This is a genomic window from Pseudomonas sp. BP8, from assembly GCF_017875955.1.
Lineage (GTDB): Bacteria > Pseudomonadota > Gammaproteobacteria > Pseudomonadales > Pseudomonadaceae > Aquipseudomonas.
Genome location: NZ_JAGINK010000001.1, coordinates 5,737,501 through 5,761,259, shown reverse-complemented (window position 1 = coordinate 5,761,259; position 23,759 = coordinate 5,737,501). Strand labels below are relative to the sequence as shown.

Sequence of the window (23,759 nt, the reverse complement as noted above, 5' to 3'; positions counted from 1 at the left end):
CCATGCAGCGTGGCGGCGGTGGCTGGAGTGTAGTCAAGGTAGTGGCAAGTTGCCTGCTGGGGTGGGGGTTGGAGGGTGGGGGTTTATCCGTTTGATGGGGTGGCTGGCAGGGTTGCGCCCTGCGATTTGCATTGGCAGTACCGGCCTCTTCGCGGGACAAGCCCGCTCCTACAGGGATTACGCCGAATTCAAAATTTGCGCTGAACCTGTAGGAGCGGGCTTGTCCCGCGAAGAGGCCCGAATATCCACCCTATCTGCCACTATCGAAGACAACGCCAGCCCAGACGCCGCCCGTAACTTCGCGACCTCAGGAGACCGGAGTGAGGGAACCCGCAGCGCAGCGGAGGGCCGTATGTGGGAGCCAGCGGTTTTTGGTTACTTTTTTCCAAGAAAAAAAGTGACCCGCCGTAAGGGCGGAAGGGGCCAGTGGCGCCACCACATCAAATGGATAAGCCCACAATCCCTAAGCCAGCCAGCCAGCCAGCCAGCCAGCCAGCCAGCTAAGCCAACACATCATGTCTCCCAACAACCCGCAAAGAGGCCGGTAGGCTCAACGCGGTGGATACTGACTCAACACCTGAGCCACGGTCTTCTGGATCGCAGCATTGCGCTCCTGCGGACTGGGCGGGTAGTTGTTCATGATCTGCTCGGCACTGCCGCGCCAGACCAGCTTGCCGTCACGGCCATCGAACATATCGACCTGAATGGTCGCCACCTTGTAGTCGACGCTGCGGGTTTCGTTATACATCGGCCCGCCCCAGTACCCGCCCCAATAGCCACCCCAGCCGCCACCGTAGTTGGTGGTGATCTGCTGCTGGCGCTGCTCGACGATCAGGTAGCTGCGCACCTTGAGGTCAGCCCGGGCATTGCCCTGCACCGGGCGCAAACCACGCTGGTCAAGCTGCTCGGTGACCGCCTGGCGGATCCGCTGTTCGGTCAGATCACTCTTGATCCGCGGATCATCCGGCCGGTACTGCAAGGCCGGATCTTGCCAAGCCCAACTGCGGTAGCCGGCAAAGTCGCGACTGGCGTCGAAGTCCTGCTGGACGTTATTGCTCGAGCAGGCGGTAAGCAGCAGCGCAATGGACAGCACAACGAGACGGCGCAACATGATGATTCTCCGTTAAGCGTTAACTGGGAGGATAGCCGCTGAGTGCCTTGTGCACGGATTCGCGCAGGGCACTCTCGCGATCCCGGGGCGAGTCCTTGCCACTGCCGCTTTCAGCGCTGGCACTCCATACCGGCTGGCCGTTGCGGGCGTCGAACAGGTCAATGCGCACCACCATCACTTCGACTTCGTAGGTGCGCACGATGGGTACGCTGCCGTAGGCGCCATAGCCGTTGCGGTAGCCACCATAGCCGACGCTGCCATACGGATAGCCGCCGTAGTAAGGATCGTAGTCGTAATCGCGCACCTGGCGCAGGCGCCGTTCCAGACGCAGGTCGGCGCTCACCAACAAGTCTGCGCTGTTGCCGCGGGCTGGACGCAGCCCATGCTGGTCGAGCGCGCCACTGACTGCATCGGCCAACTGTGCCGGGTCAGCGCTGGCGCTGCCGCTGGGCAACTGGCCGTTGCGCCAGCTCCAGCTGCGATAGCGTCCATAATCGCGCGGCGGGGCCGGGTAGGCACTGGCGTCGAAGGTACTGGCGGCCTGGGCAGGTGCCGGCGGGATCGAGCCGGCGGCAACATAGGGGTTGCTGCCCTGGCACGCCGCCAGGGCGAAAGGCAATAGGGCCAGGCACAGCAAACGGTAGGGCATGCGGTTCTCCCGGCGGGTGAGGTCAGCGCGGTCGGCAGATCCAGTGCAGGTAGCGACCCAGCCCGGCAAAGCTTGGATGACGGCGGTGGGCCAGTTCCATTTCCAAGAGGTCGAGCAACTCGGCCTTGGCCTGGAACTCCCTGGGCATATAGTCGTGGAAAACCCTGACACCACTTTCGCTTTCGACCGTCCACAGCGGCTCAAGTTGCGCCCTGAGCTCACGCGGATCAACCGGTTTTTGCGGGGTCAGGCTTTGTTTCTCGCCGGCCAGGTGATTGCTGCGCAATTTACGGAAGTGGCCTTTGAGCAGGTTGCGGTAGACCAGTGCATCACGGTTGTAGAACGCCAGCGACAGCCAGCCGCCCGGGGCGGTCAGTTGGTGCAGCACGGGCAGGATGCTCTCGGGTTCTGCGAGCCATTCCAGCACGGCATGGCACAGCACCACATCATAGGGCTCGGTCAGTTGGCCGAGCAGGTCCTGCCAGGGCGCCTGGATGAACGTGGCGCTCTGGCCCGCCTCGGCAAAGCGTGCCTTGGCGCCGTCAAGCATCGGTGCTGCGGGTTCGGCGAGGGTCAGTTGGTGACCGCGCTCGGCCAGCCACAGGGCCATATGGCCGAGGCCTGCACCAATGTCGAGAATCCGAAGAGGTCGGTCGGGCAGCGTCTCGGCAAGGTCGGCCTGCAGCACCGCCAGGCGGATTGCGCCTTTGGCGCCGCCGTAGATCTTTTCCGCGAAGCGGGTGGCCAGTTGATCGAAATGACGGTCGTTCATCGGGCGAAACGCCTTTCGCTGTCGGCCAGTTTGGCGCGCACCACGTGGTCCATGTCCAGGCCCAGCTCACTGCACAACAGCAGCAGGTAAAGCACGATGTCGCCCACTTCCTGGCCGGCATGGGCGAGTTTGTCAGCGGGCAGTTGGCGCGACTGCTCTTCAGTCAGCCATTGGAAGATTTCCACCAGCTCGGCCATTTCAACGCTGGCGGCCATCGCCAGGTTCTTGGGGCTGTGGAAGCCGCGCCAGTCGTTATTGTCGCGGATCTGGTGCAGGCGTTCGGTCAGTTCTTGCAGGTTCATCAGGGCTCTCCTATGGCGCATAGCTTCCGGCTAGCCCTGATGTAAAGCAAGTGGCCGCAGCGATCACAGCGTCTGCCAGCGCCCGACCATGTGCACCAGCCCGCCGTGCCCATCGAGCCGCAGCGCGCCTTCGGGGCCTGCCGCACTGGCACTGAGAATGACTTCCGAGGGCAAGCGCACCGGCTTGCGGAAATCCACTTCGAAGGCGAAGCCGGCCAGCGGCAGGTGCCCATCCAGCGCGGCCAGCGCCATGGCCTTGCTCCACATACCGTGGGCAATCGCCTTGGGGAAGCCGAACAGCCGCGCCGTCGCAGCGCTGAGGTGAATCGGGTTGTAGTCGCCACAGACCTTGGCATAACGCCGGCCAATACCTGCGTCGGCGTACCAGCGCGTCGCCTCGGCGAGGTGATCGGGCTCGACCTCTTCCGCTTCGCTGGCGCCGCTGTCGAGCTTGAGGCCACGCACCAGCATTCGGCTGGTCTCGCGCCAGACCAGGCCGAGACCATCCTCGGCTTCGGTGATCAAGTCGAAGGTGCCGCCTTTGGCATGTGCCTGGAGGTTGTCGGCATACACCGCAAAACGCAGCCGGTCGATGCCGCCCAATGGCCGCAGGATCTGGATGCTGTTGTGCAGGTGGACCAGGCCGAGCAACGGGAACGGGAAGTCTGGCGCGGTGAGCAACTGCAGTTGCAAGGTGAACGCCATGACATGCGGGTAGGTGGCGGGCAGGCGGCCGTTGTCAACGAAGTGACAGAGCCGTCGGTAGGCGGCCAGGTTATCGGGCTGGACCCTCAGCGAGCAGCGCAGGCCGGCTTCAGGCAAGCGGTCGCCGCTGATCTTGCGTTTGCCGACCGCGCGCAGGTAGAGGCTGGCGCTGGAGTCGGGGCTGTGCAGGTCGTGCCAGGTACGCTCCATGCTCATGCCCCCATCAATGCCTGGCCACACACCCGCAGGGCCTGGCCATTGACCGCACCGGACCCTGGCTGGCTGAGCCAGGCAACCGCCTCGGCGACGTCCTGGGGCTGGCCACCCTGGCCCAGCGAGCTCAGCCGCCGGCCCGCTTCGCGCAGGCCCATGGGCATGGCGGCGGTCATGTGGGTCTCGATAAAGCCGGGCGCCACGGCATTGATGCTGGCGCCGCGTTCGGCCAGCTTGGCCGCCCACGCCTGGGCGAAGCCGATCAGGCCGGCCTTGCTGGCGGCATAGTTGGCCTGGCCACGGTTGCCGGCGATGCCACTGACCGACGCCAGCAAGGTGATGCGCGCATCGGCGCCGAGCGCGCCGGCGTCGAACAAGGCCTGGGTGAGCAACTGTGGCGCCTTGAGGTTGACCGCCATCACTGCATCCCAGTACTCCGGGGTCATGTTGGCCAAGGTCTTGTCGCGGGTGATGCCAGCGTTGTGCACGACGATGTCGATGCCCTCGGGCAGCGCTTCCAGCAGTCTGGTGCCGGCATCACTGGCGCAGATATCCAGTGTCAGCGCGCGTCCGCCGAGACGTGCGGCTAGAGCATCAAGGTCTTTGCGGGCCTGTGGCACGTCAAGCAGCACCACCTGCGCGCCATCGCGGGCCAACGTCTCGGCAATGGCCGCGCCAATCCCGCGGGCGGCGCCGGTGACCAGGGCGCGGCGCCCGGCCAGCGGCCGGGTCCAGTCCTGGACCTGGCTGGCGCAAGCGGTCAGGCGTAGGACCTGGCCGGAGACAAAGGCGCTTTTCGGCGACAGGAAAAAGCGCAGGGCACCTTCGAGCTGATCTTCTGCAGCCTCGTCGACATACAGCAGTTGCGCCGTGGCGCCGTTGCGCAGCTCCTTGGCCAGCGAGCGGCTGAAACCTTCCAGGGCGCGCTGGGCGACGCTGGCCAGCGGCTCGTCGAGGGACTCGGGTGGACGGCCGAGGATCACCACATGGGCGCTCGGCGCCAGGCTGCGCAACAAAGGCTGGAAAAATTCACGCAACTGGCTGAGTTGGTCGCTGTCGGACAGGTGACTGGCGTCGAACACCACGGCCTTGAGCTTTGGCCCCAGGCCTGCGACCCAGGCGGTCGACTGCAGGTCGCTGCCGGCAAAGCTGTAGAGTTCGTCGGTAAAGCGTGCGGCGATGGCTTCGACCTGGTTCGCCAATGGCCCACCGCCCAGCACCAGCGCGCCTTCCACCGGGCGTAGGCGACCAGCCTGCCAACGCTCCAGCGGTGCCGGGCTGGGCAGGCCGAGGGCATCGACGAGGCGCCGGCCGAGGTTGGAGTTGGCAAAGCCGAGGTAGCGATCACTCATGTGCGGGTCTCCCTGAAGGCAAGGAATGAAGTGTGGACCAAGTTTGTGGCATGGTCGTTCGACTGCGTGAAAAAGACCTAGGCTGTACGGATCAAATTGTTTCAGGAGGAAATACCGCATGCGTTCACCTCGCCGGGTAGCGATCCTGGGTGGCAACCGAATTCCCTTTGCCCGTTCCAACGGTGCCTACGCCAACGCCAGCAACCAGGCGATGCTGACTGCTGCCCTCGAAGGCCTGGTCGAGCGCTATCGCTTGCACGGATTGCGTCTGGGCGAAGTCGTCGCCGGGGCGGTGCTCAAGCATTCGCGCGACATGAACCTGACCCGCGAGTGCGTGCTTGGCTCGCGGCTGGGCGTGCAGACGCCCGCCTATGACATCCAGCAAGCCTGTGGCACCGGCCTTGAGGCGGCCTTGCTGGTGGCTAACAAGATTGCCCTTGGGCAGATCGACAGCGGTATTGCCGGCGGCGTCGACACCACATCGGATGCGCCGATCGCGGTCAACGAGGGGTTACGGCGGATCCTGCTCCAGGCCAACCGCGGCAAGAGCCTGGGCGAGCGGCTCAAGCCGTTTCTGAAGCTGCGCCCGGGCCACCTCAAGCCCGAGTTGCCGAGGATTGGCGAGCCGCGCACCGGCTTGTCGATGGGCGAGCATTGCGAGCGCATGGCGCAGACCTGGCAGATCGAGCGTGCCGCGCAGGATGAGCTGGCGCTGCTCAGCCACCAGCATCTGGCGCAGTCGTTCGGCGAGGGCTGGCATGACGATCTGCTCACGCCTTATCTTGGCCTCAGTCGCGATAACACCCTGCGCCCTGAGCTGACCCTGGCGCAGCTGGCCAAGCTCAAGCCGGCGTTTGACAAGAGCGGCCTGGGTAGCCTGACCGCCGGCAACTCCACCCCGCTGACCGATGGCGCCTCACTGGTGTTGCTGGGCAGCGAAGCCTGGGCCGAGGAGCAGGGCCTGCACGTGCTGGCGTACCTGGTCGATGGTGAAACCGCAGCGGTGGATTTCGTCACTGGCCAGGAGGGGCTGTTGATGGCGCCGGTGTATGCGGTACCGCGCCTGTTGGCGCGCAATGGCCTGAGCTTGCAGGACTTCGACTACTACGAAATCCACGAGGCATTTGCCGCGCAGGTGCTGTGTACGCTCAAGGCCTGGGAAGATCCCGACTACTGCCGTACGCGGCTGGGGTTGGAGGCGCCGCTGGGGGCGATCGACCGCAGCAAGCTGAATGTGAAGGGCAGTTCGTTGGCGGCCGGGCATCCGTTTGCCGCAACCGGCGGCCGGGTGCTGGCCAACATGGCCAAGCTGTTGGCGACGGCGGGCAAGGGCCGCGGATTGATCTCGATTTGTGCGGCGGGCGGGCAGGGCGTAACGATGATCGTAGAGCGCTGACCTCTCAGGCAAAACTGTTAGGCTTGGCTGATCAGAACGACAAGATCAGATCATGCCGAGCATCGGACAGCTTTCTGCGCCGCGCGCCATTCCCGCACTGGATCACCTGCCCAGGCCCCTTTATGCCCGTGCCGAAAGCCTCGGTGCCGGCTCGTGGACCACGCGCCATCGACATGACTGGGTGCAGTTTTCCTACGCGATCAGCGGTGTACTCAGTGTTTATACCAGCGATGGCAGCTATTTCGCGCCGCCGCAATGGGGGGTGTGGATCCCTGCCGATGTCGAGCATGACGTGGCCAGTTCCATGCAGGCCGAGATGCGCAGCCTCTATGTGCGCCGTGACGCCTGCCCGTGGGCGGCGGATCAGTGCCGGGTGCTGGAGGTCACGCCGCTGGCGCGTGAACTGATCAAGCAGTTCTGCCTGCTGCCTGTGCATTACCCTGAGGGTGACAGCGTCGAGGCGCGCTTGGTGGCAGTGCTGCTCGATCAGTTGCAGGCGTTGCCGGAGGTGGCGTTCTCCCTGCCGTTGCCGCGCCACCCTGGCCTGCTGAGGTTGTGCAATGGCCTGATCGCCGCGCCGGACCAGGGGCAGACCCTGCAGCAATGGGCGGTGCAGTTGGGCTGTTCGGAGAAGACTTTGATGCGCCTGTTCCAGCGCGAGACGGGGCTGAGCTTTCGCAGTTGGCGTCAGCGTATGCGCGTGCTGTCGTCGCTGGCGTTGCTTGAGGCGGGGGAGAACGTGACGGAGGCGGCGTTGGGCTGTGGGTATGATTCCACGTCGGCCTATATTGCGGCGTTCAGGCAGTTGTTTGGCTTTACGCCGGGGGAGTTGCGGCTTTAAGGGGTGGTTTGAGAGTGCGCTTGGCTTGAGCCTGCCGGGGCTGCTGTGCAGCCCATCGCGACACAAGGCCGCTCCCACAAGGGAACAGCGCACTGCGCAGCGGCCCCGGCTTTGCGCGACAGCCTGCGCGGGCTGTCAGGTGCGGAACCTGCGCACCAGCGTATCCAGCTCGTTCGACAGCCCCGCCAGGCTCTCGGAGTCCTGCCGCGCCGCCTGGGCCAGCTCGGCCACCAACTGCGCGTCACCATGAATCTGGCTGATGTGCCGGTTGATGTCTTCGGCGACCTGATGCTGCTCTTCGGCGGCAGTCGCGATCTGGGTGTTCATGTCGCGAATCACATCCACCGACTCACGGATCTGGCCGAAGCTGTCACGGGCCAGGCCGATGCGGCTGACCGATTGCTGCGAGACGTCGAGGCTGGCGTGCATCTGCTGGGCAACTTCGGCGGTGCGGCTGGCCAGATTGCCGAGCAGGCCGTCGATCTCGGCAGTGGAGTCGGCTGTGCGCTTGGCCAGCGCCCGCACCTCGTCGGCGACCACGGCAAAACCACGGCCCTGTTCACCCGCCCGGGCTGCTTCGATGGCCGCGTTGAGCGCGAGCAGGTTGGTCTGTTCGGCGATCGAGCGGATGGTGCCGAGGATCGACTGGATGGCATTGCTGTCGCGCTCCAGTTGCTGGATCGACTGCGCCGATTGTTCGATTTCCTGGCTCAGGCGGTCAACGCTCTGCACTGCCGCGTCGATCTGCTGCTGGCCTTCGCGGGCCTGTTGCTGGCCACTGTCGGCCGACTGCGCGGCCTGGCTGCACGAGCGGGCCACTTCGTTGGCGGTGGCGACCATCTCGTGGAACGCGGTAGACACCATGTCGACGGCTTCACGCTGGCGCCCGGCGGCTTCGGCCATGTCGCTGGAGACCCGGGTCGAACTGCTGGAGGTGCTGAGGATCTTGCCCGCCGCTGCACCAATGTGCTGGATCAGGCTGCGGATAGCGCCCAGGAACTGGTTGAACCAGCTGGCCAGTTGCGCGGTTTCGTCGCGCCCGCGCACCTCAAGGCTGCGGGTCAGGTCGCCTTCGCCCTGGGCAATGTCTTCCAGGCCGCTGGTGACGCTGTTGATCGGGCGTACGATGAGCTTGGCAAACGCCGCGCCGACCACCGCAAACAGTGCTGCCAGGACCACAGCGATGGTGCCGATCAGCCAGGTCAGGCGGGTGGTGGTCTGCATCACTTCGCTCTGTTGGATCAGGCCGATGAAGGTCCAGCCCAGTTGTTCGTCCGGGTAGACGTTGGCCATGTAGCGCTCGCCGTTGATCTCGACCTCGACCAGGCCTTTGCCGGCCTTGGCCAGTTGCGCGTAGCCGCCGCCGAAGCTGGCCAGCTGCTTGAAGTTGTGGCTGGCGTCACGTGGGTCGACCATCACGTTGCCGTTGTTTTCGACCAGCATCAGGAAGCCGCTTTCGCCGAGCTTGATCTTCTTGACGATGTCGGTGAGCCCGTTGAGCGAGACGTCGATATTGACCACGCCGCTGTTGTTGCCTAGCTGGTTGGTTACCGAGCGCACGGTGCTGATCAGCACTGCGTCGTCTGCGGCCCAGTAATAGGCCGCGGTGCGCACGGTCTTGCCTGGGTTGGCCATGGCCAACTGGTACCAGGGGCGTGTGCGCGGATCGTAATTGGAGAACTTCTGCCCTGCAGGCCAGCCGATGTAGCCACCATCGCTGACGCCGTACGACAGGTAGGCGTAGGCCGGGTGGGCTTCGGCCAGGCGGGTGAAGAACTCGAGCACCTTGGCGTCCTGTTCGCCCAACACGTTGGACGGGTTGCTGATCAGGTACTTGTTCAGGTCGCTGCCGGTGGCGCTGATCAGCGGCTGCGAAGCCAGGTAGTTGACGTTTTGGTCAATGCCCTGGAAGAAGATGTTCATCGCGTTGCTGACCTGGCGGATCTCTCGGCTACTGTTGTCGAGGAAATCGTCGCGGGCTTCGCCGCGCAGGTTGAGCACCACCAGGGTGGCTACCAGGACGATGGGCAGGCCCGCAATAACAGCAAAGGCCCAGGTCAGTTTTTGCTTGATGTTCATCCACGCTCCCGAAGTTTTTTTCTTGTCGTACGCATGTGGCAGATAAGAAGGCCATCGGCAGCGGTTGTTATTTTTGTAGGAAAACGCCCGTATTTATTGGATTAAGTCGCGTTTGGTGACTATTCGGTCGCCTTTAGGCTAATACGGCATACCACACCGGTTGCAGGGCCGCCGCGCGGCCCCGAAACACCGGCTAATGACAGCAGTTCTTGCCATTGGCCAGGTCCTTGAGGATCGGGCAGTCCGGACGCTCATCGCCCTGGCAATGGGCAACCAGCTCAGCCAGGGTGTCACGCAGGCTGACCAGCTCTGCGATACGCGTGTTCAGCGCATCGATGTGTTCGTTGGCCAAGGCCTTGACGTCGGCGCTGGCCCGCTGACGGTCCTGCCACAGGGTCAGCAGCTTGGCCACTTCATCCAGGGAAAAGCCCAGGTCGCGCGAGCGCTTGATGAAGGCCAGGCTGTGCAGGTCATCGGCCTGATAAAGGCGGTAGCCGCTGTCGCTGCGCTGGGCTGGCTTGAGCAGGCCGATCGACTCGTAGTAGCGGATCATCTTGGTACTGAGCCCGCTGCGCCGGGCGGCCTGGCCGATGTTCATGCGTCCTCCTGCTGGCTGTCGGTGGGTGTCCAGGTCTTCAACCACAAGGCGTTGCTCACCACGCTGACGCTCGACAGGGCCATCGCGGCGCCGGCCAGCACCGGGTTGAGCAGGCCGAAGGCGGCCAGGGGGATGCCGATCAGGTTGTAGATAAAGGCCCAGAACAGGTTCTGGCGAATTTTCGCATAGGTCTTGCGGCTGATTTCCAAAGCGGCGGGAACCAGCCGCGGATCGCCGCGCATCAAGGTGATGCCGGCCGCCTGCATCGCCACATCGGTGCCACCGCCCATGGCGATGCCAATGTCGGCAGCGGCCAGGGCCGGGGCGTCGTTGATACCATCGCCGACCATGGCCACCACGCCGCTGCGTTTAAGCTGGGCGACCGTTGCGGCTTTGTCGGCTGGCAGCACCTCGGCGTGCACGTCATCGATGCCCAGGGCATCGGCGACTACTTTGGCACTGCCACGGTTGTCGCCGGTCAGCAGATGGCTGCTGATGCCTCGGCCATGTAGTGCACGAATGGCCTGCTCGGCGCCCGGCTTGAGGCTGTCACCAAAGGCCAGCAGACCGAGTACCTGGGGCTGTGGTGCTTGCTCGATGAGCCACGACAGGGTGCGGCCTTCGGCTTCCCAGGCCTGGGCCTTGCTGGCCAGCACGCCAGGCTGCAGGTTGCTCTCTTCCAGCAGGCGTCGATTGCCCAGCGCCAGTCGGCGGCCCTCGACCGCACCGGCGATACCGCGCCCGGTCAGCGACTGGCTGTCGTTGACCGGCGGAACATCCAGCGCCTGTTCGCTGCAGGCGTGCAGCACCGCCTTGGCCAGCGGGTGCTCACTGCCGCGCTGCAGTGCGCCGGCCAGGCGCAGCAGTTCGCTGTTGTCCGCGCCGACCGCCTGGCTATGCACGATCCGCGGGCTACCCGAGGTGAGCGTACCGGTCTTGTCGAACACCACCCGGTTGACCGCATGGGCCCGCTCCAGCGCCTCGGCGTCCTTGATCAGGATGCCGTGCCGGGCGGCGACCCCCGTGCCGGCCATGATTGCCGCTGGGGTTGCCAGGCCGAGGGCGCAAGGGCAGGCGATCACCAGGACCGCAACAGCGTTGATCAGGGCGGTCTCGATCGGCGCGCCTGCCAGCCACCAGCCGACCAGGGTGATCACCGCCACGACCAGCACGGCCGGCACGAACACCTGGCTGACCCGGTCGACCAGTTTCTGAATCGGCGCCTTGGCCGCCTGCGCGTCTTCGACCAGGCGGATGATCCGTGCCAGCACGGTCTCGGTGCCTAGCGCCAAGGTGCGTACCAGCAGGCGGCCTTCGCCGTTGATTGCCCCGCCGGTGACGTGATCGCCGGGCTGCTTGGGTACCGGCAGGCTTTCGCCGCTGATCAGGGCTTCGTCGGCATGGCTGCTGCCTTCGAGCACCTCGCCATCGACCGGAAAGCGCTCGCCGGGTTTGACCAGTACCTGGTCATCCAGGCGCAGCTGACTGATGGCCACCTCTTCTTCGCGGCCGTCGACCACGCGCAGGGCCCGCTCCGGGCGCAGCGCCTCCAGCGCACGGATGGCGCTGGCAGTCTGGCGTTTGGCCCGGCTTTCCAGGTACTTGCCAAGCAGGACCAGGGCGATGACCACTGCCGAGGCTTCGAAATACAGGTGCGGCGCCATCCCCGCATGGGCCCTGGACCATTCATACAGGCTCAAGCCATAGCCGGCGCTGGTGCCCAGCGAGACCAGCAGGTCCATGTTGCCGGCACCGGCGCGCACGGCCTTCCAGGCCGCCACATAGAAGCGCGCGCCGAGGATGAACTGCACCGGGGTGGCGAGCAGGAACTGCACCCAGGCCGGCAACATCCAGTCAAGCCCGAACGGCTGGACCAGCATCGGCAGGACCAGCGGCAGGGCCAGCAGCACCGCTGCGGCCACCGCCAGCCGCTCGGTGCGCAGTCGGCGCTGTGCAGCGGCCTGGTCATCACGGTTGGCCTGGGGCAGGGTGGCGCTGTAGCCGGCTTTTTCGACCGCCGCAATCAACTGGCTGTCGTCGATCGCCGTGAGCACTTCGACATGTGCCCGTTCGCTGGCCAGGTTGACGCTGATCTGCTCGACCCCGGGCAGCTTGCCCAGGGCGCGTTCGACGCGTCCGGCGCAACTGGCGCAGGTCATGCCGCCGATCTGCAGCTCGACGCTGCGGGTAGGTACGGCGTAACCGGCCTGGCGTACTGCTTCGACCAGCACCGGCAGGCTGTCGAGCGGGGCTTCTACGCGGGCCTGTTCGGTGGCGAGGTTGACGCTGACGTGTTCAGCGCCGCTGACCTTGCGCAGTGCGCGTTCGACGCGGCCAGCACAGCTGGCGCAGGTCATGCCGCTAATCGGCAGGTCAAAAACGGTGGATGCGGACATGGCTCTCCTCCTTGGACTAGCCTCCAGCATCAACCTTGCCACGTGGTCAAGGTCAATAGCCCAGGCCGGCTCGCTTCAGATGGAGGCCATCATGATTCATGGCGATGCGGTATTTATTGATCTCGCCCGCGCGCAGGTTCAATCGCTGGTTGTATTGATTCTCAAGCCCGGGCGCACAGCCCGGCACTTGCCCGGGCAGCAGCCGCAGGCGCACGTCGACCGGCCCTGGCGGCAGGTTGAACGAGGTCGATTGCTCCTGGAACAGGCGCCCTGACAGTTGGTCATTGAGGTACACGCCGATCTCGCAGGTGGTGGCGACTTCCAGGCGCTCCCGGGAAATAATCAGCACGCTGTAATCGCTGTTGCCCTCGGCGCTGGCCGCAGGCACCACAGCCAGTGCGCCCAGCAATCCGACAAGGCCCAATGCTGCCTTGATCATGATGAATCTCCTGCTTGCCATGTCGTCAAAAGCGCAGCTTGGCCGAGCCGCGCGCGGATTTCCAGTCCGGCTGACAGCCCCGGGCCTTGACCTTGCCCCGATGGCAAGCTTGAGACTGGGCAAAACCCACAAGGAGACAGACCCGATGCACGTATTCACTGTACAAGGCATGACCTGTGGCCACTGTGTAAAGGCGGTGACTGCTGCGGTGCACGAGCAGGACGCGGCGGCCACGGTGGAAGTGAACCTGGCTGGCAAGCAGGTGCGCGTCGACAGCCCATTGGCGGCGGACAAGATCCTGGCCGCCATTCGTGAAGAGGGCTATCAGGCCGAACCGGCCTGACGGTTCAGGGGCTGCTTGGCAGCCCCTATTGTTACAAAGGTTTTCATACCGTTCGCACACACTGCAGGTAGACTAACGGGCTTGCTTAGCCTGCTATGGATTCCTGATGAACCTGCGTTTTGTGCTGATTCTGGGCGCCCTCAGTGCGTTCGGGCCGTTGGCAATCGACTTCTACCTGCCCGCCTTCCCGGCCATGGCGCAGGCATTTCTGACTGATGAACAACACGTCCAGACTACCCTGGCGGCGTATTTTCTCGGCCTGTCACTCGGTCAGCTGGCCTATGGGCCGGTAGCCGACCGCTTTGGCCGGCGCATCCCGCTGCTGTTCGGCGTGACTTTGTTCACCCTGGCTTCGCTGGCCTGTGCCTACGCGCCCAACCTCGACACGCTGATCGTTGCGCGCTTCGTTCAGGCGTTGGGTGGTTGCGCCGGCATGGTGTTGTCGCGGGCCATCGTCAGTGACAAATGCGACCCGGTGGCGTCGGCCAAGGTGTTCTCGCAACTGATGCTGGTGATGGGCCTGGCGCCGATCCTCGCGCCGATGCTCGGCGGTGTGCTGGTGAACGTGGCGGGCTGGCAGTCGATTTTCCTGGTCCTGAGCCTGTTCAGTGCCGGTTGCCTGCTGGCCGTGAGCCTCGGCCTGCCGGAGAGCATGCCTGCCGATATGCCGCGTCAGCCGCTGGCGGGCGCGTTTCGCCAGTACCTGCGCCTGTTCAAAGATCGCGTGTTCATTGGTCATGCGTTGACCGGCGGTACCGCCATCGCCGGCATGTTCGCCTACATTGCCGGTTCACCGTTCGTGTTCATCAAGCTCTATGGGGTGCCGGCAGAGCACTACGGTTGGCTGTTCGGCACCAACGCAGCGGGCTTCATCCTCGTTGCCCAGGTCAATGCCCGGTTGCTGTCCAAGCGTGGCCCGGCGTTCCTGCTGAGCCGGGCGGTGTGGCTGTACCTGGCCTCGGCATTGGTGCTGCTGGGCGTGGCGGCGCTGCGCCCGGCTCAGCTGTGGCCATTGCTGGTGCCGTTGTTTGTCTGCATCGCCAGCCTGGGCTGCATCATCCCCAACGCGTCGGCCTGTGCCATGAGCGGCCAGGGCGCGCGTGCTGGCAGCGCCTCGGCGTTGATGGGCTGCCTGCAGTTCAGTGTCGCGGCCGGTGCCGCCGGGCTGGTCAGCTTGCTGCACGACGGCAGCGCGGTACCGATGGCGCTGGTGATCAGCCTGTGCGGCGGGTTGGTGGTCAGTGTCGCGATGCTGACTCGGCGCTTGCAGGCCAAGCGTCTGGCGTGAACGCATGAGGTGCCTGCAGGCGGCTTTCGAGGGTGGCGACAAACGCCCGTGCCTCGGCCTCGCTGCGAAAACTCACGACATGCTGATCGAGTCGGACCTGCCAGGGGCAATTGGGGTGGCGGCTCGACGTACTGACGACAATTTTCATCGCGGCATTCCTCCAGGGGACGAGAGCGGCTCAAGTTTAGCGCCGCTACCGTCAGGCGCCATGGCCTGTGGTGGTGATCCTGACTGACGGTCGTGGCGGCAACTTTCCTACACGCAGTGTCTAGGTGGTGGGGTGCTTGCTGTAGGACGGACGCTTCGCTTTTGTTTGCCGTACTTGATGAAGCGGGCTGTCGGCACTGTCCTCGGATCTTTCTTACAACGAAGCCCTGCTCGGTTGCTGCGGCCTATACACCTGAAGCCCTGTGGCGCTGATAGCAGGGCCGATGCCCGGCTACCCACTTCGCTGGATGATTGTCGAGGGGGGGTATACCCACGGCGTTTGCCTGCCTGGCATGGCCTTCCCTGGCAGGGGCGGACGACTTCGACCGGCTTATACTGCTTTCGGCGGCCAGCGACAGCGAGAGAAACTTCCCTACCATGCTTGGCCATCGTAACCAGACGGATCTAGCAGGGAGTTACCGTTTATGCCCGCAGTGAGCAGTATCAGTCAGATCGCCGGCCTTATGGCCGACCCCAAGCGTAGCGCCATGTTGTGGGCGCTGATCGACGGCACGCCGCGTCCGGCCGACGAACTGGCCGTAATGACTGGGGTGACCTGTTCGTCCGCCTGTGCGCATTTGTCCTTGCTGTCTGCTGCTGGGCTGTTACGGCTCGAGGCAAGGGGGCGAAAACGCTATTTCCGCTTGGCCACGCCTGAGGTCGGGGCGGCGGTAGAAGCCCTGGCCAGTTTGCGCCTGGATGATCTTCGCCAGCGTGATTCGCAGGTGCAGCCCTTGCAGGTGCCGCTGTCGATGCGCAGAACGCGGCGTTGCGGCGATCACCTGGGCGGCGAGTTGGCGGCTGATCTGCATCAGCGGCTGATTGCCGCTGGCTGGCTGGACGGCTGTGACCGGCAATTGCGCGTCACCGAGGAAGGCAGAGGCCAATTGGCGGCGATCGGCGTCTACATCGAGGCGCTTGCGCACAGCCAGCAGAACAAGTGCGTTGTCTGTCGCTGCAACCAGTGGAGCGACCGCGGGCCGCATCTGGGCGGGAGTCTGGGGCAGGCGCTGCTCAGGCTGTTCCTGCAGTCGGGATGGCTCCTGGAGCAGGAAGGGGCGCGGGCGCTGCAGATCACGCCGCTGGGTATCCAGCAGATCAACCGCATCGCCCGCGTCCAGCCGGCATTGCAGGTCGGCTAGGTTACCTGCAATACGCTGCGGCGATAGTCTCAGACCAGTCGAGCATCCAGGCTGTTCTGTGCCAGTCGGCGGGCTTGGTCTTCGGTCATGCCCAAGTGGGTGTGCAGGGCATGGAAGTTCTCGGTGACATAGCCGCCGAAGTAGGCCGGGTCGTCCGAATTGACAGTCACTTTCACGCCACGCTCGAGCATGTCGAGGATGTTGTGCTGGCTCATGTGATCGAACACGCAGAGCTTGGTGTTGGACAGCGGGCAGACGGTCAGCGGGATCTGCTCATCGATGATGCGCTGCATCAGGCGTTCGTCCTCGATGGCGCGTACGCCGTGGTCGATCCGCTTGATCTTGAGCAGGTCGAGGGCTTCCCAGATGTATTCGGGTGGGCCTTCTTCGCCGGCGTGCGCCACGGCCACGAAGCCTTCGCTGCGGGCGCGGTCGAAGACCCGCTGGAACTTGCTTGGTGGATGGCCCTTCTCGGAGCTGTCCAGGCCTACTGCAATGAAGGCGTCGCGAAACGGCAGGGCCTGGTCGAGGGTTTTTTGCGCCTCATCTTCACTGAGGTGGCGCAGGAAGCTCAGGATCAGCCCGCTGCTGATGCCCAATTGCTCGCGACCGTCCTTGAGGGCCTGGCTCAGGCCACCCAGCACCACTTCGAAGGGAATGCCGCGGTCGGTGTGGGTCTGTGGATCGAAGAACGGCTCGGTGTGGATAACGTTCTGGGCCTTGCAGCGTTGCAGGTAGGCCCAGGTCAGGTCGTAGAAGTCCTGCTCGGTGCGCAGGACGTCAGCGCCCTGGTAGTAGAGGTCGAGAAACTCCTGCAGGTTGTTGAACGCATAGGCGCTGCGCAGGGTTTCCACATCGGCCCAGGGCAGGGCGATCTTGTTGCGTTCGGCCAGGGCGAACAGCAGTTCAGGCTCCAGCGAGCCCTCCAGGTGCATGTGCAGTTCGGCCTTGGGCAAGGCATTTAGCCAGTCATACATGTGTGCAATCTCGATCAGGAACGGTTGCCGCCATTCTACAGGGCCAGGCCGGGCAATGCGCCCGGTCTGGCCCGGTGACATCAACCGGCGATCAGTTGCGCTGCGGCTTGGCGGTGATTGGCGATCAGGCGCTGTACGTCCAGGCCTTCGATCTGCCCGTCGATAACCCGCCATTGGCCGCCGACCATCACCCGGTCGGCGCGGTCGGCACCGCACAGCAGCAGCGCCGAGAGCGGGTCGTGGCTGCCCGAGAAGCGCAGTTCGTCGAGCTTGAACAGGGCCAGGTCGGCTTGTTTGCCGACCGCCAACTGGCCGATGTCGCTGCGCCCGAGCAAGCGCGCCGAGCCGCGCGTTGCCCAGCCCAGCGCGCGCTCCGGGGTGATCTGTTCGGCACCGTAGCGCAGCCGTTGCAGGTACAGGGCCTGGCGTGCTTCGAGGATCATGTTCGAGGCATCGTTGGAAGCGGAGCCGTCCACACCGAGGCCCACCGGTGCACCGGCGTTTTCCAGGTCGACGGTCGGGCAGATGCCTGACGCCAGGCGCATGTTCGAGCTTGGGCAGTGGCAGACACCGGTGCCGGCCTCGCCCAGGCGAGCGATTTCATCAGGGTTGAAATGGATGCCATGCGCCAGCCAGGTGCGCGGGCCGAGCCAGCCGACGCTGTCCAGGTAGTCGACGGTGCGCAGGCCGAAGCGTTGCAGGCAGAAGTCCTCTTCGTCGAGGGTTTCCGCCAAGTGGGTATGCAGGCGAACGTCGAGCGACTCGGCGAGCTCGGCGCTGGCGCGCATGATCTCTGGGGTGACCGAAAACGGTGAGCAGGGGGCCAGGGCGATCTGGATCTGCGCGCCGTCGCCGCGTTCGTGGTAGCTGTGGATAAGTCGCTGGCTGTCGGCCAGGATCACTTCGCCCTGCTGCACGGTCTGTTGCGGCGGCAGGCCGCCGTCGTCTTCGCCAAGGCTCATCGAGCCGCGGGTCAGCATGGCGCGCATGCCCAGCTTGCGCACGGCTTCAACCTGCACGTCGATCGCGTTGTCCAGCCCCTCCGGGAACAGGTAGTGGTGATCGGCGGCGGTGGTGCAGCCGGACAGCAGCAGCTCGGCCAGGGCAACCTGGCTGGCCAGCTCGAGCTTGGCCGGGGTCAGCCGCGCCCATACCGGGTAGAGCGTCTTCAACCAGGGGAATAGCGGCTGGTTGACCACTGGCGCCCAGGCGCGGGTGAGGGTCTGGTAGAAGTGGTGGTGGGTATTGATCAGGCCGGGCAGGACCACATGTTCACGGGCATCAAAGACCTGGTCGCAGGGTAGGCTGGGGCTTTGGCCAAGGGCCAGGAGTTCGCTGATGCGGCCGTCTTCGATGACCAGCCCGCCGCGCGCGTCGGCATCATTGGCAGTGAAGATGGCAAGGGGAGATTTCAACCAGGTACGGGTCGCAGGCATGGTGCCGGCTCCTCTGAAAGTGGGTTCAGGTAAGCCAGCTCAGTTTTGCCCTGTCTGCTGATCCAGGTTCGCCACGTGGGCGAGGCACCGAGTCTACTGCCTCGCCCCACAGCTTTCAATTCACCAGGTCAGCGCTTCGCCCTTGTAGTTGATGAAGCGCAGGCCGCCATTGCCGGCCTGCGCCTTGATCTGCTCGAGCATGCCGCGGGTGCTGGTGAGCACGTCGATCTCGGCGTTTTCGCCGCCCATGGCAGTCTTCACCCAACCCGGGTGCATGGCCAGCACGCTGAGGTCGGGGCGCTGCAAATCGACCACGAAGCTGTTGATCATCGAGTTCAGGGCGGCCTTGCTGGCCTTGTACAAGGGGATCTCGCCGCCGTCGGGGATGCTCACGCTGCCCAGGATCGAACTCATGAAGGCCAGCACTCCGCTGCCTTCGCGCAGTTGCCCGGCGAGGCGGCGGGCGACTCGGATTGGCGCCACTGCATTGGTCATGAACAGCTCGCCGATGGCCTGCGTGCTGACGCTTTCCAGGTCCTGTGGCAACGGGCCCATGACCCCGGCGTTGACGAACAGCAGGTCAAGCACCTGGCCCTGCAGGCGTTGCTGCAAGGCATCCAGTTGCTGGGTGTCGTTCATTTCCAGGGTTTCCAGTTGTACCCCGGCCAGGCTGCCGACATCGCCAGGATTCTGCGCGTTGCGTACAGTGGCGATAATGTTCCAGCCATCTTCATGCAGACGCTGCGCCAGGCCCAGGCCGAGGCCGCGCGAGGCGCCGATGATCAGTGCGGTCTTGTTTGCGGTCATTTCACTGCTCCTTTTGATGGGGACTGTTGACTGCCATTGATCAAAAAACGATCAGTTGGCCCGGGGGCTTATGCCATCAGGCTCTGACCTGATAGCGCACGGGTTATCCACAAGCTCCTCCACAGTATCTGTGCGCAAGCCCGGTGTCGTGCAGATAAGCGTCAATGTTGGCCGGAAGGTGCCCGGTCTGGGGATAACTTACTGAAAACAAGCGGGTTGCTGGCCTGTCATGAAAATGTGATCAAAATATGATCATTCTTCTGCAGGCCTTTGAATACGTGGGCTGCGTGAGAGTGCCCCAAGCTTATCCACAGGCAGGCCCACAGTAGTTGTGGGCAAAGGTTCAGAGCGCTTCGAGCAAGATCCGGCCGCGACTCAGGTCAGCGAACTGGCGTTGCAGGGTTTCAAGGTGCGCTTCGCCCACCGCCACTTGCAAGTCGACACCGTTGGCACCGAACTGCTCATCGAGCACCAGTCCGTCGACCTCGGCCAGGCGCAACTTGAGCAACGCCAGCTCGCTGAAGGCGCAGCTGCAACGGTACTCGCTGCGCTGCACCAGCAAGCGCTTGGGCGCCTGCTGCAGGCATTTGTTGGCGCCGCCACCGTAGGCCCGGGCGAGGCCACCGGTGCCCAACTGGATGCCGCCATACCAACGAATCACCAGCACGACCACCTGATCGCAGTCTTGCGCTTCGATCGCCGCCAGGATCGGCCGCCCGGCCGTGCCGCCGGGTTCGCCGTCGTCGTTGCTGCGGTACTGGCCGCCGAGCTTCCAGGCCCAGCAGTTGTGGGTGGCCGCCAGGTCGCTGTGGCGTTCGATGAAGCTCATCGCCTCGGCAGCGCTGCTGATCGGGCCGGCGAGGGTGATGAAGCGGCTCTTGCGGATATCCTCGCGAAATTCGCAGAGCTCGAGCAGGGTAGAAGGCATAGGTCCGGGTCAGGCGGGCGGAGTGATACCGCAGCCCTTGAGAATGATGTGGATAAGGTTGTTGCTGGCATCTTCCATGTCTTGCTTGGTCAGGCGGCTGCGGCCGGTGACCTGGCAGATCTGGGTCGAGAAGTCGGCATAGTGCTGGGTGCTGCCCCAGAGCAGGAAGATCAGGTGTACCGGGTCGACCGGGTCCATCTTGCCCGCCTCGATCCAGGCCTGGAACACCGTGGTACGGCCGCGGAACCATTCGCGGTAGTCGGCGCTGAAGTACTCGCTCAGGCACTGGCCGCCGCTGATCACTTCCATCGCGAAGATCCGCGAGGCCTGCGGGTTGCGGCGGGAGAACTCCATCTTGGTGCGGATGTACTGGCTGAGCGCCTGGCCCGGGTCGTCGTCGACGCTCAGGGCGTTGAAGGTGCTGTCCCACAACTCGATGATATTGCTCAGCACGGCGATGTACAGGCCAAGCTTGTTGGTGAAGTAGTAGTGCAGGTTGGCCTTGGGCAAGCCGGCCTTGAGCGCGATGGTATTCATGCTCGTGCCCTTGAAGCCGTGGCGGGCGAACTCGTCCTCGGCGGCCTGGATGATGGCCTGTTCGTTCTTCTGGCGGATGCGGCCAGCGGGCTTGCCCGAGGCGGGGAGGCGATGCGCAGGGACTTCTAGGGTCATGGACGATTCCGGACGGGGCTGAAACGACGGATTGTCGGACAGATTACCTGCCTGTGGCGAAGTGACAAGCCTTTAGCGCGTCGCGGCGAGGCTTTCCAGGAAGCTTTCCAGGACGAGGTTGGGCCTGCGGCCTTTGCGGGTTACCCAACTCAGGCTCAGCTCGTAGTGGCGGTGCGCCGGTTTCAGCGCGCGCAGCCGCCCCTGTTGCACCCACACGTTGGCGTAATGCTCCGGCAGATAGCCGATAAAGCGTCCGGTCAGGATCAGAAACGCCATGCCTTCGCGGTCCGACGCGGAGGCGGTGCAATGCAGCGCCTGGTAGTGCGCCTGGATATCGGCGGGCAGGCGGAAGGTCGGGGCGATGGCATCCTGGCTGTTCAGGCGCTCGTCGTCGATCTTCTGGTCATCGGCATAGAACAGCGGATGGCCGACTGCGCAATAGAGCAGTGACCGCTCGCTGTACAGCGGCTGGTACTCCAGGCCTGACAAGGGACTGGTCTGCGGTACCACGCCAACGTGCAGGCTGCCATCGAGTACCCCTTGCTCAACCTGGCTCGGTGCGATCATGCGGATCTGGATACGCACGTCGGGGCCGCGGTCCTTGAGCTCGGCCAAGGCGTGGGTAATGCGCATATGCGGCAAGGTCACCAGGTTGTCGGTCAGGCCGATGTTCAGCTCGCCGCGCAAATGCTGGTGCAGACCGTTGACCTCGGTGCGAAAGGTTTCGAGGGCGCTGAGCAGTTGCAGGGCGGAGTGGTAGACGTCGCGACCTTCTTCGGTCAGCGAGAAACCGGCACGCCCGCGCTGGCACAGGCGCAGGCCAAGGCGTTGTTCGAGGTCGCTCATCTGCTGGCTGATCGCCGAACGGCCGATGCCGAGGACGTTTTCCGCGGCAGAGAAGCCGCCGCACTCTACGACGCTGCGGTAGATCTTCAACAAGCGTATGTCGAAATCACTGACCTGGGCGAGGGGGTCGGGGCGTCGGCTCATTAGTTTAGTCCGCTGCTAACTGAAGATTAGAAAAGTAGGCTTTTCCAGACTTTATCGCCGTGACAATTTAGCTGCAACAACATCCATCGCTGCCTATTCGTCTTCCGAGGAACCGCCCGATGAACATGCCCGAAACTGCAACCACCGGCATCGCCAGCCAGCTCAAGCTGGATGCCCACTGGATGCCGTATACCGCCAACCGCAATTTCCAGCGTGACCCGCGCCTGATCGTTGCCGCCGATGGCAGTTATCTGGTTGACGACAAGGGGCGCAGGATCTTTGACGCCTTGTCGGGGCTGTGGACCTGCGGTGCCGGGCACACGCGCAAGGAGATCAGCGAGGCGGTCGCGCGCCAGGTTGGCGTGCTCGATTACTCCCCTGCATTCCAGTACGGCCACCCGCTGTCGTTCCAGCTCGCAGAAAAGATCACCGACCTGACCCCGGGTGACTTGAACCATGTGTTCTTTACCAACTCCGGTTCCGAGTGCGCCGACACTGCGCTGAAGATGGTCCGTGCCTACTGGCGCCTGAAAGGCCAGGCGACCAAGACCAAGATGATTGGCCGGGCGCGTGGCTACCATGGCGTCAATATCGCCGGCACCAGCCTGGGCGGGGTCAACGGCAACCGCAAGATGTTCGGCCAACTGCTTGATGTCGATCACCTGCCTCACACCGTGCTGCCGGTCAACGCCTACTCCAAAGGTCTGCCGGAGGAGGGCGGTATTGCCCTGGCCGACGAGATGCTCAAGCTGATCGAGTTGCATGACGCCTCGAACATCGCCGCGGTGATCGTCGAGCCGCTGGCCGGCTCGGCTGGTGTGCTGCCGCCGCCGAAGGGTTACCTCAAGCGTCTGCGCGAGATCTGCACCCAGCACAACATCCTGCTGATCTTTGACGAAGTGATCACCGGCTTTGGCCGCATGGGTGCCATGACCGGTGCCGAAGCCTTCGGCGTTACCCCGGACTTGATGTGTATCGCCAAGCAGATCACCAACGGTGCTATTCCGATGGGCGCGGTCGTTGCCAGCAGCGAGATCTACCAGACCTTCATGAACCAGCCGACGCCGGAGTACGCCGTCGAGTTTCCCCACGGTTACACCTACTCGGCCCACCCGGTCGCTTGCGCCGCGGGTATCGCCGCGCTCGATCTGCTGCAGAAGGAAAAACTTGTGCAGTCGGCCGCCGAGCTGTCGCCGCACTTCGAGAAGCTGTTACACGGCGTCAAAGGCACCAAGAATATCGTCGACATTCGCAACTATGGCCTGGCCGGCGCCATCCAGATCGCTGCGCGTGACGGTGATGCCATCGTGCGGCCCTATGAAGTAGCCATGAAACTCTGGCAGAAAGGTTTCTACGTACGTTACGGCGGTGACACCCTGCAGTTCGGGCCGACCTTCAATACCCAGCCGCAGGAGCTCGATCGTCTGTTCGATGCGGTGGGCGAGACCCTCAACCAGGTCGACTGATTTGTCTGATTCTGACGGCAGGCGTGCATGGGCATGCCTGCCCCATCCTTCTTGTTTCTGGAGTTATGCATGAGCATTGTTCAGCACCTGATCAACGGCGAGCTGGTTTCCAAGGGTGAGCGTACCGCCGATGTTTTCAACCCATCCACCGGCCAGGCCGTGCGCAAGGTCGAACTGGCCAGCCGCGCGACTGTGCAAGAGGCCATCGACTCGGCCAAGGCGGCGTTCCCGGCCTGGCGCAATACGCCACCGGCCAAGCGCGCCCAGGTGATGTTCCGTTTCAAGCAGCTGCTTGAGCAGAACGAAGCGAAGATCTCGCAGATGATCAGTGAAGAGCACGGCAAGACCCTCGAAGACGCTGCGGGTGAACTCAAGCGTGGTATCGAGAACGTCGAGTTCGCCTGTGCCGCTCCGGAAGTGCTCAAGGGTGAGTACAGCCGTAACGTTGGCCCGAACATCGATGCCTGGTCCGATTTCCAGCCACTGGGTGTGGTTGCCGGTATTACCCCGTTCAACTTCCCGGCCATGGTGCCGCTGTGGATGTACCCGCTGGCCATCGCTTGCGGCAATGCCTTCATCCTCAAGCCATCGGAGCGCGACCCGAGCTCGACGCTGTATATCGCGCAGTTGCTGCAGGAAGCCGGCTTGCC

Annotated in this window: 24 protein-coding genes (1 of these 24 running past the window's edge); 7 read left to right on the top strand and 17 right to left on the bottom strand. The window is 64.0% G+C overall.

The genetic code is table 11. The features are described 5' to 3' along the window. Positions 1 to 550: 550 nt before the first annotated feature. The 6 genes from J3B00_RS25285 to J3B00_RS25260 all read right to left on the bottom strand — a co-directional run bounded on the left by J3B00_RS25285 (position 551) and on the right by J3B00_RS25260 (position 5,104). Entirely contained in the window at positions 551 to 1,111 is a 561-nt protein-coding gene (locus J3B00_RS25285) for a DUF4136 domain-containing protein (protein WP_209873858.1), read from the bottom strand. Between the two features lie 19 nt (positions 1,112 to 1,130). Further along, positions 1,131 to 1,760 carry a DUF4136 domain-containing protein gene (locus tag J3B00_RS25280; RefSeq protein WP_209873854.1) on the bottom strand — a complete coding sequence of 210 codons (630 nt, stop codon included), beginning with the start codon at positions 1,758 to 1,760 and terminating at the stop codon, positions 1,131 to 1,133. Positions 1,761 to 1,782: 22 nt separating this feature from the next. After that, positions 1,783 to 2,532, bottom strand: a complete 750-nt coding sequence (locus tag J3B00_RS25275; protein WP_209873851.1) for a methyltransferase domain-containing protein — start codon at positions 2,530 to 2,532, stop codon at positions 1,783 to 1,785. Continuing rightward, positions 2,529 to 2,834 carry a MazG-like family protein gene (locus J3B00_RS25270; protein ID WP_209873849.1) on the bottom strand — a complete coding sequence of 102 codons (306 nt, stop codon included), beginning with the start codon at positions 2,832 to 2,834 and terminating at the stop codon, positions 2,529 to 2,531. Before J3B00_RS25270 ends, J3B00_RS25275 begins: the two co-directional genes overlap by 4 nt. A 63-nt stretch (positions 2,835 to 2,897) precedes the next feature. Next, entirely contained in the window at positions 2,898 to 3,749 is an 852-nt protein-coding gene (locus J3B00_RS25265) for a MaoC/PaaZ C-terminal domain-containing protein (RefSeq protein ID WP_209875155.1), read from the bottom strand. Positions 3,750 to 3,751: 2 nt separating this feature from the next. Next, entirely contained in the window at positions 3,752 to 5,104 is a 1,353-nt protein-coding gene (locus J3B00_RS25260) for a 3-oxoacyl-ACP reductase (RefSeq protein WP_209873847.1), read from the bottom strand. 118 nt (positions 5,105 to 5,222) lie between these two features. Here J3B00_RS25260 and J3B00_RS25255 point away from each other — a divergent pair, with 118 nt between their 5' ends. Beyond that, a complete protein-coding gene (locus J3B00_RS25255; RefSeq protein WP_209873843.1) occupies positions 5,223 to 6,500 on the top strand; it encodes an acetyl-CoA C-acetyltransferase in 1,278 nt (425 codons plus the stop codon). Positions 6,501 to 6,552: 52 nt separating this feature from the next. Next, positions 6,553 to 7,341, top strand: a complete 789-nt coding sequence (locus J3B00_RS25250) for a helix-turn-helix transcriptional regulator (protein WP_209873840.1) — start codon at positions 6,553 to 6,555, stop codon at positions 7,339 to 7,341. A gap of 135 nt (positions 7,342 to 7,476) precedes the next feature. On the opposite strand, the gene J3B00_RS25245 is transcribed toward J3B00_RS25250, so the two are convergent. The 4 genes from J3B00_RS25245 to J3B00_RS25230 all read right to left on the bottom strand — a co-directional run bounded on the left by J3B00_RS25245 (position 7,477) and on the right by J3B00_RS25230 (position 12,853). Beyond that, positions 7,477 to 9,420, bottom strand: a complete 1,944-nt coding sequence (locus J3B00_RS25245) for a methyl-accepting chemotaxis protein (RefSeq protein ID WP_209873836.1) — start codon at positions 9,418 to 9,420, stop codon at positions 7,477 to 7,479. 193 nt (positions 9,421 to 9,613) lie between these two features. After that, positions 9,614 to 10,018 carry a Cu(I)-responsive transcriptional regulator gene (gene cueR / locus J3B00_RS25240; RefSeq protein WP_209873833.1) on the bottom strand — a complete coding sequence of 135 codons (405 nt, stop codon included), beginning with the start codon at positions 10,016 to 10,018 and terminating at the stop codon, positions 9,614 to 9,616. Next, the gene (locus J3B00_RS25235) at positions 10,015 to 12,414 is read right to left on the bottom strand and encodes a heavy metal translocating P-type ATPase (RefSeq protein ID WP_209873830.1); all 2,400 of its coding nucleotides are present in this window, start codon (positions 12,412 to 12,414) and stop codon (positions 10,015 to 10,017) included. The genes cueR and J3B00_RS25235 overlap by 4 nt, the downstream gene beginning before the upstream one ends. A 52-nt stretch (positions 12,415 to 12,466) precedes the next feature. After that, positions 12,467 to 12,853 carry a hypothetical protein gene (locus J3B00_RS25230; RefSeq protein ID WP_209873827.1) on the bottom strand — a complete coding sequence of 129 codons (387 nt, stop codon included), beginning with the start codon at positions 12,851 to 12,853 and terminating at the stop codon, positions 12,467 to 12,469. Between the two features lie 145 nt (positions 12,854 to 12,998). Between J3B00_RS25230 and J3B00_RS25225 the strand changes: the two genes are divergently transcribed. Further along, on the top strand, positions 12,999 to 13,196 hold the full coding sequence (locus J3B00_RS25225) for a cation transporter (protein WP_209873825.1): 198 nt from the start codon (positions 12,999 to 13,001) through the stop codon (positions 13,194 to 13,196). 106 nt (positions 13,197 to 13,302) lie between these two features. Beyond that, the gene (locus tag J3B00_RS25220) at positions 13,303 to 14,484 is read left to right on the top strand and encodes a multidrug effflux MFS transporter (RefSeq protein WP_209873823.1); all 1,182 of its coding nucleotides are present in this window, start codon (positions 13,303 to 13,305) and stop codon (positions 14,482 to 14,484) included. Here J3B00_RS25220 and J3B00_RS26770 read toward each other — a convergent pair. After that, on the bottom strand, positions 14,435 to 14,632 hold the full coding sequence (locus J3B00_RS26770; protein WP_245362625.1) for a hypothetical protein: 198 nt from the start codon (positions 14,630 to 14,632) through the stop codon (positions 14,435 to 14,437). The two genes, J3B00_RS25220 and J3B00_RS26770, sit on opposite strands and share 50 nt — an antisense overlap. Positions 14,633 to 15,116: 484 nt before the next feature. Between J3B00_RS26770 and J3B00_RS25215 the strand changes: the two genes are divergently transcribed. Beyond that, positions 15,117 to 15,833: a helix-turn-helix transcriptional regulator gene (locus tag J3B00_RS25215; RefSeq protein ID WP_209873821.1), complete on the top strand. Its 717-nt coding sequence runs from the start codon at positions 15,117 to 15,119 to the stop codon at positions 15,831 to 15,833. A 29-nt stretch (positions 15,834 to 15,862) separates the two neighbouring features. Here J3B00_RS25215 and J3B00_RS25210 read toward each other — a convergent pair whose 3' ends face one another. The 6 genes from J3B00_RS25210 to J3B00_RS25185 form a co-directional block, all read right to left on the bottom strand. Continuing rightward, positions 15,863 to 16,810, bottom strand: coding sequence for an adenosine deaminase (locus J3B00_RS25210; RefSeq protein ID WP_209873819.1), 948 nt, complete (start codon positions 16,808 to 16,810; stop codon positions 15,863 to 15,865). Positions 16,811 to 16,890: 80 nt separating this feature from the next. Further along, the gene (locus tag J3B00_RS25205; protein ID WP_209873817.1) at positions 16,891 to 18,246 is read right to left on the bottom strand and encodes an 8-oxoguanine deaminase; all 1,356 of its coding nucleotides are present in this window, start codon (positions 18,244 to 18,246) and stop codon (positions 16,891 to 16,893) included. Between the two features lie 120 nt (positions 18,247 to 18,366). After that, on the bottom strand, positions 18,367 to 19,053 hold the full coding sequence (locus J3B00_RS25200; RefSeq protein WP_209873814.1) for an SDR family oxidoreductase: 687 nt from the start codon (positions 19,051 to 19,053) through the stop codon (positions 18,367 to 18,369). A gap of 343 nt (positions 19,054 to 19,396) precedes the next feature. Beyond that, complete coding sequence (locus J3B00_RS25195; protein WP_209873811.1) at positions 19,397 to 19,981, bottom strand: YigZ family protein; 585 nt, start codon at positions 19,979 to 19,981, stop codon at positions 19,397 to 19,399. Between the two features lie 9 nt (positions 19,982 to 19,990). Beyond that, positions 19,991 to 20,653, bottom strand: coding sequence for a TetR/AcrR family transcriptional regulator (locus tag J3B00_RS25190; RefSeq protein WP_209873809.1), 663 nt, complete (start codon positions 20,651 to 20,653; stop codon positions 19,991 to 19,993). A gap of 72 nt (positions 20,654 to 20,725) precedes the next feature. Next, positions 20,726 to 21,643 carry a LysR family transcriptional regulator gene (locus J3B00_RS25185; RefSeq protein ID WP_209873807.1) on the bottom strand — a complete coding sequence of 306 codons (918 nt, stop codon included), beginning with the start codon at positions 21,641 to 21,643 and terminating at the stop codon, positions 20,726 to 20,728. Between the two features lie 119 nt (positions 21,644 to 21,762). On the opposite strand from J3B00_RS25185, the gene J3B00_RS25180 reads away from it, so the two are divergent. Continuing rightward, positions 21,763 to 23,109 (top strand): aspartate aminotransferase family protein, encoded by a 1,347-nt coding sequence (locus J3B00_RS25180; RefSeq protein ID WP_209873805.1) that lies wholly within the window; start codon positions 21,763 to 21,765, stop codon positions 23,107 to 23,109. Between the two features lie 69 nt (positions 23,110 to 23,178). Next, positions 23,179 to 23,759, top strand: partial view of a CoA-acylating methylmalonate-semialdehyde dehydrogenase gene (locus tag J3B00_RS25175; protein WP_209873804.1) — the start only. It continues 913 nt past the right edge of the window; the window shows 581 of its 1,494 coding nt (coding positions 1-581); it begins with the start codon at positions 23,179 to 23,181; its stop codon lies beyond the right edge, outside the window.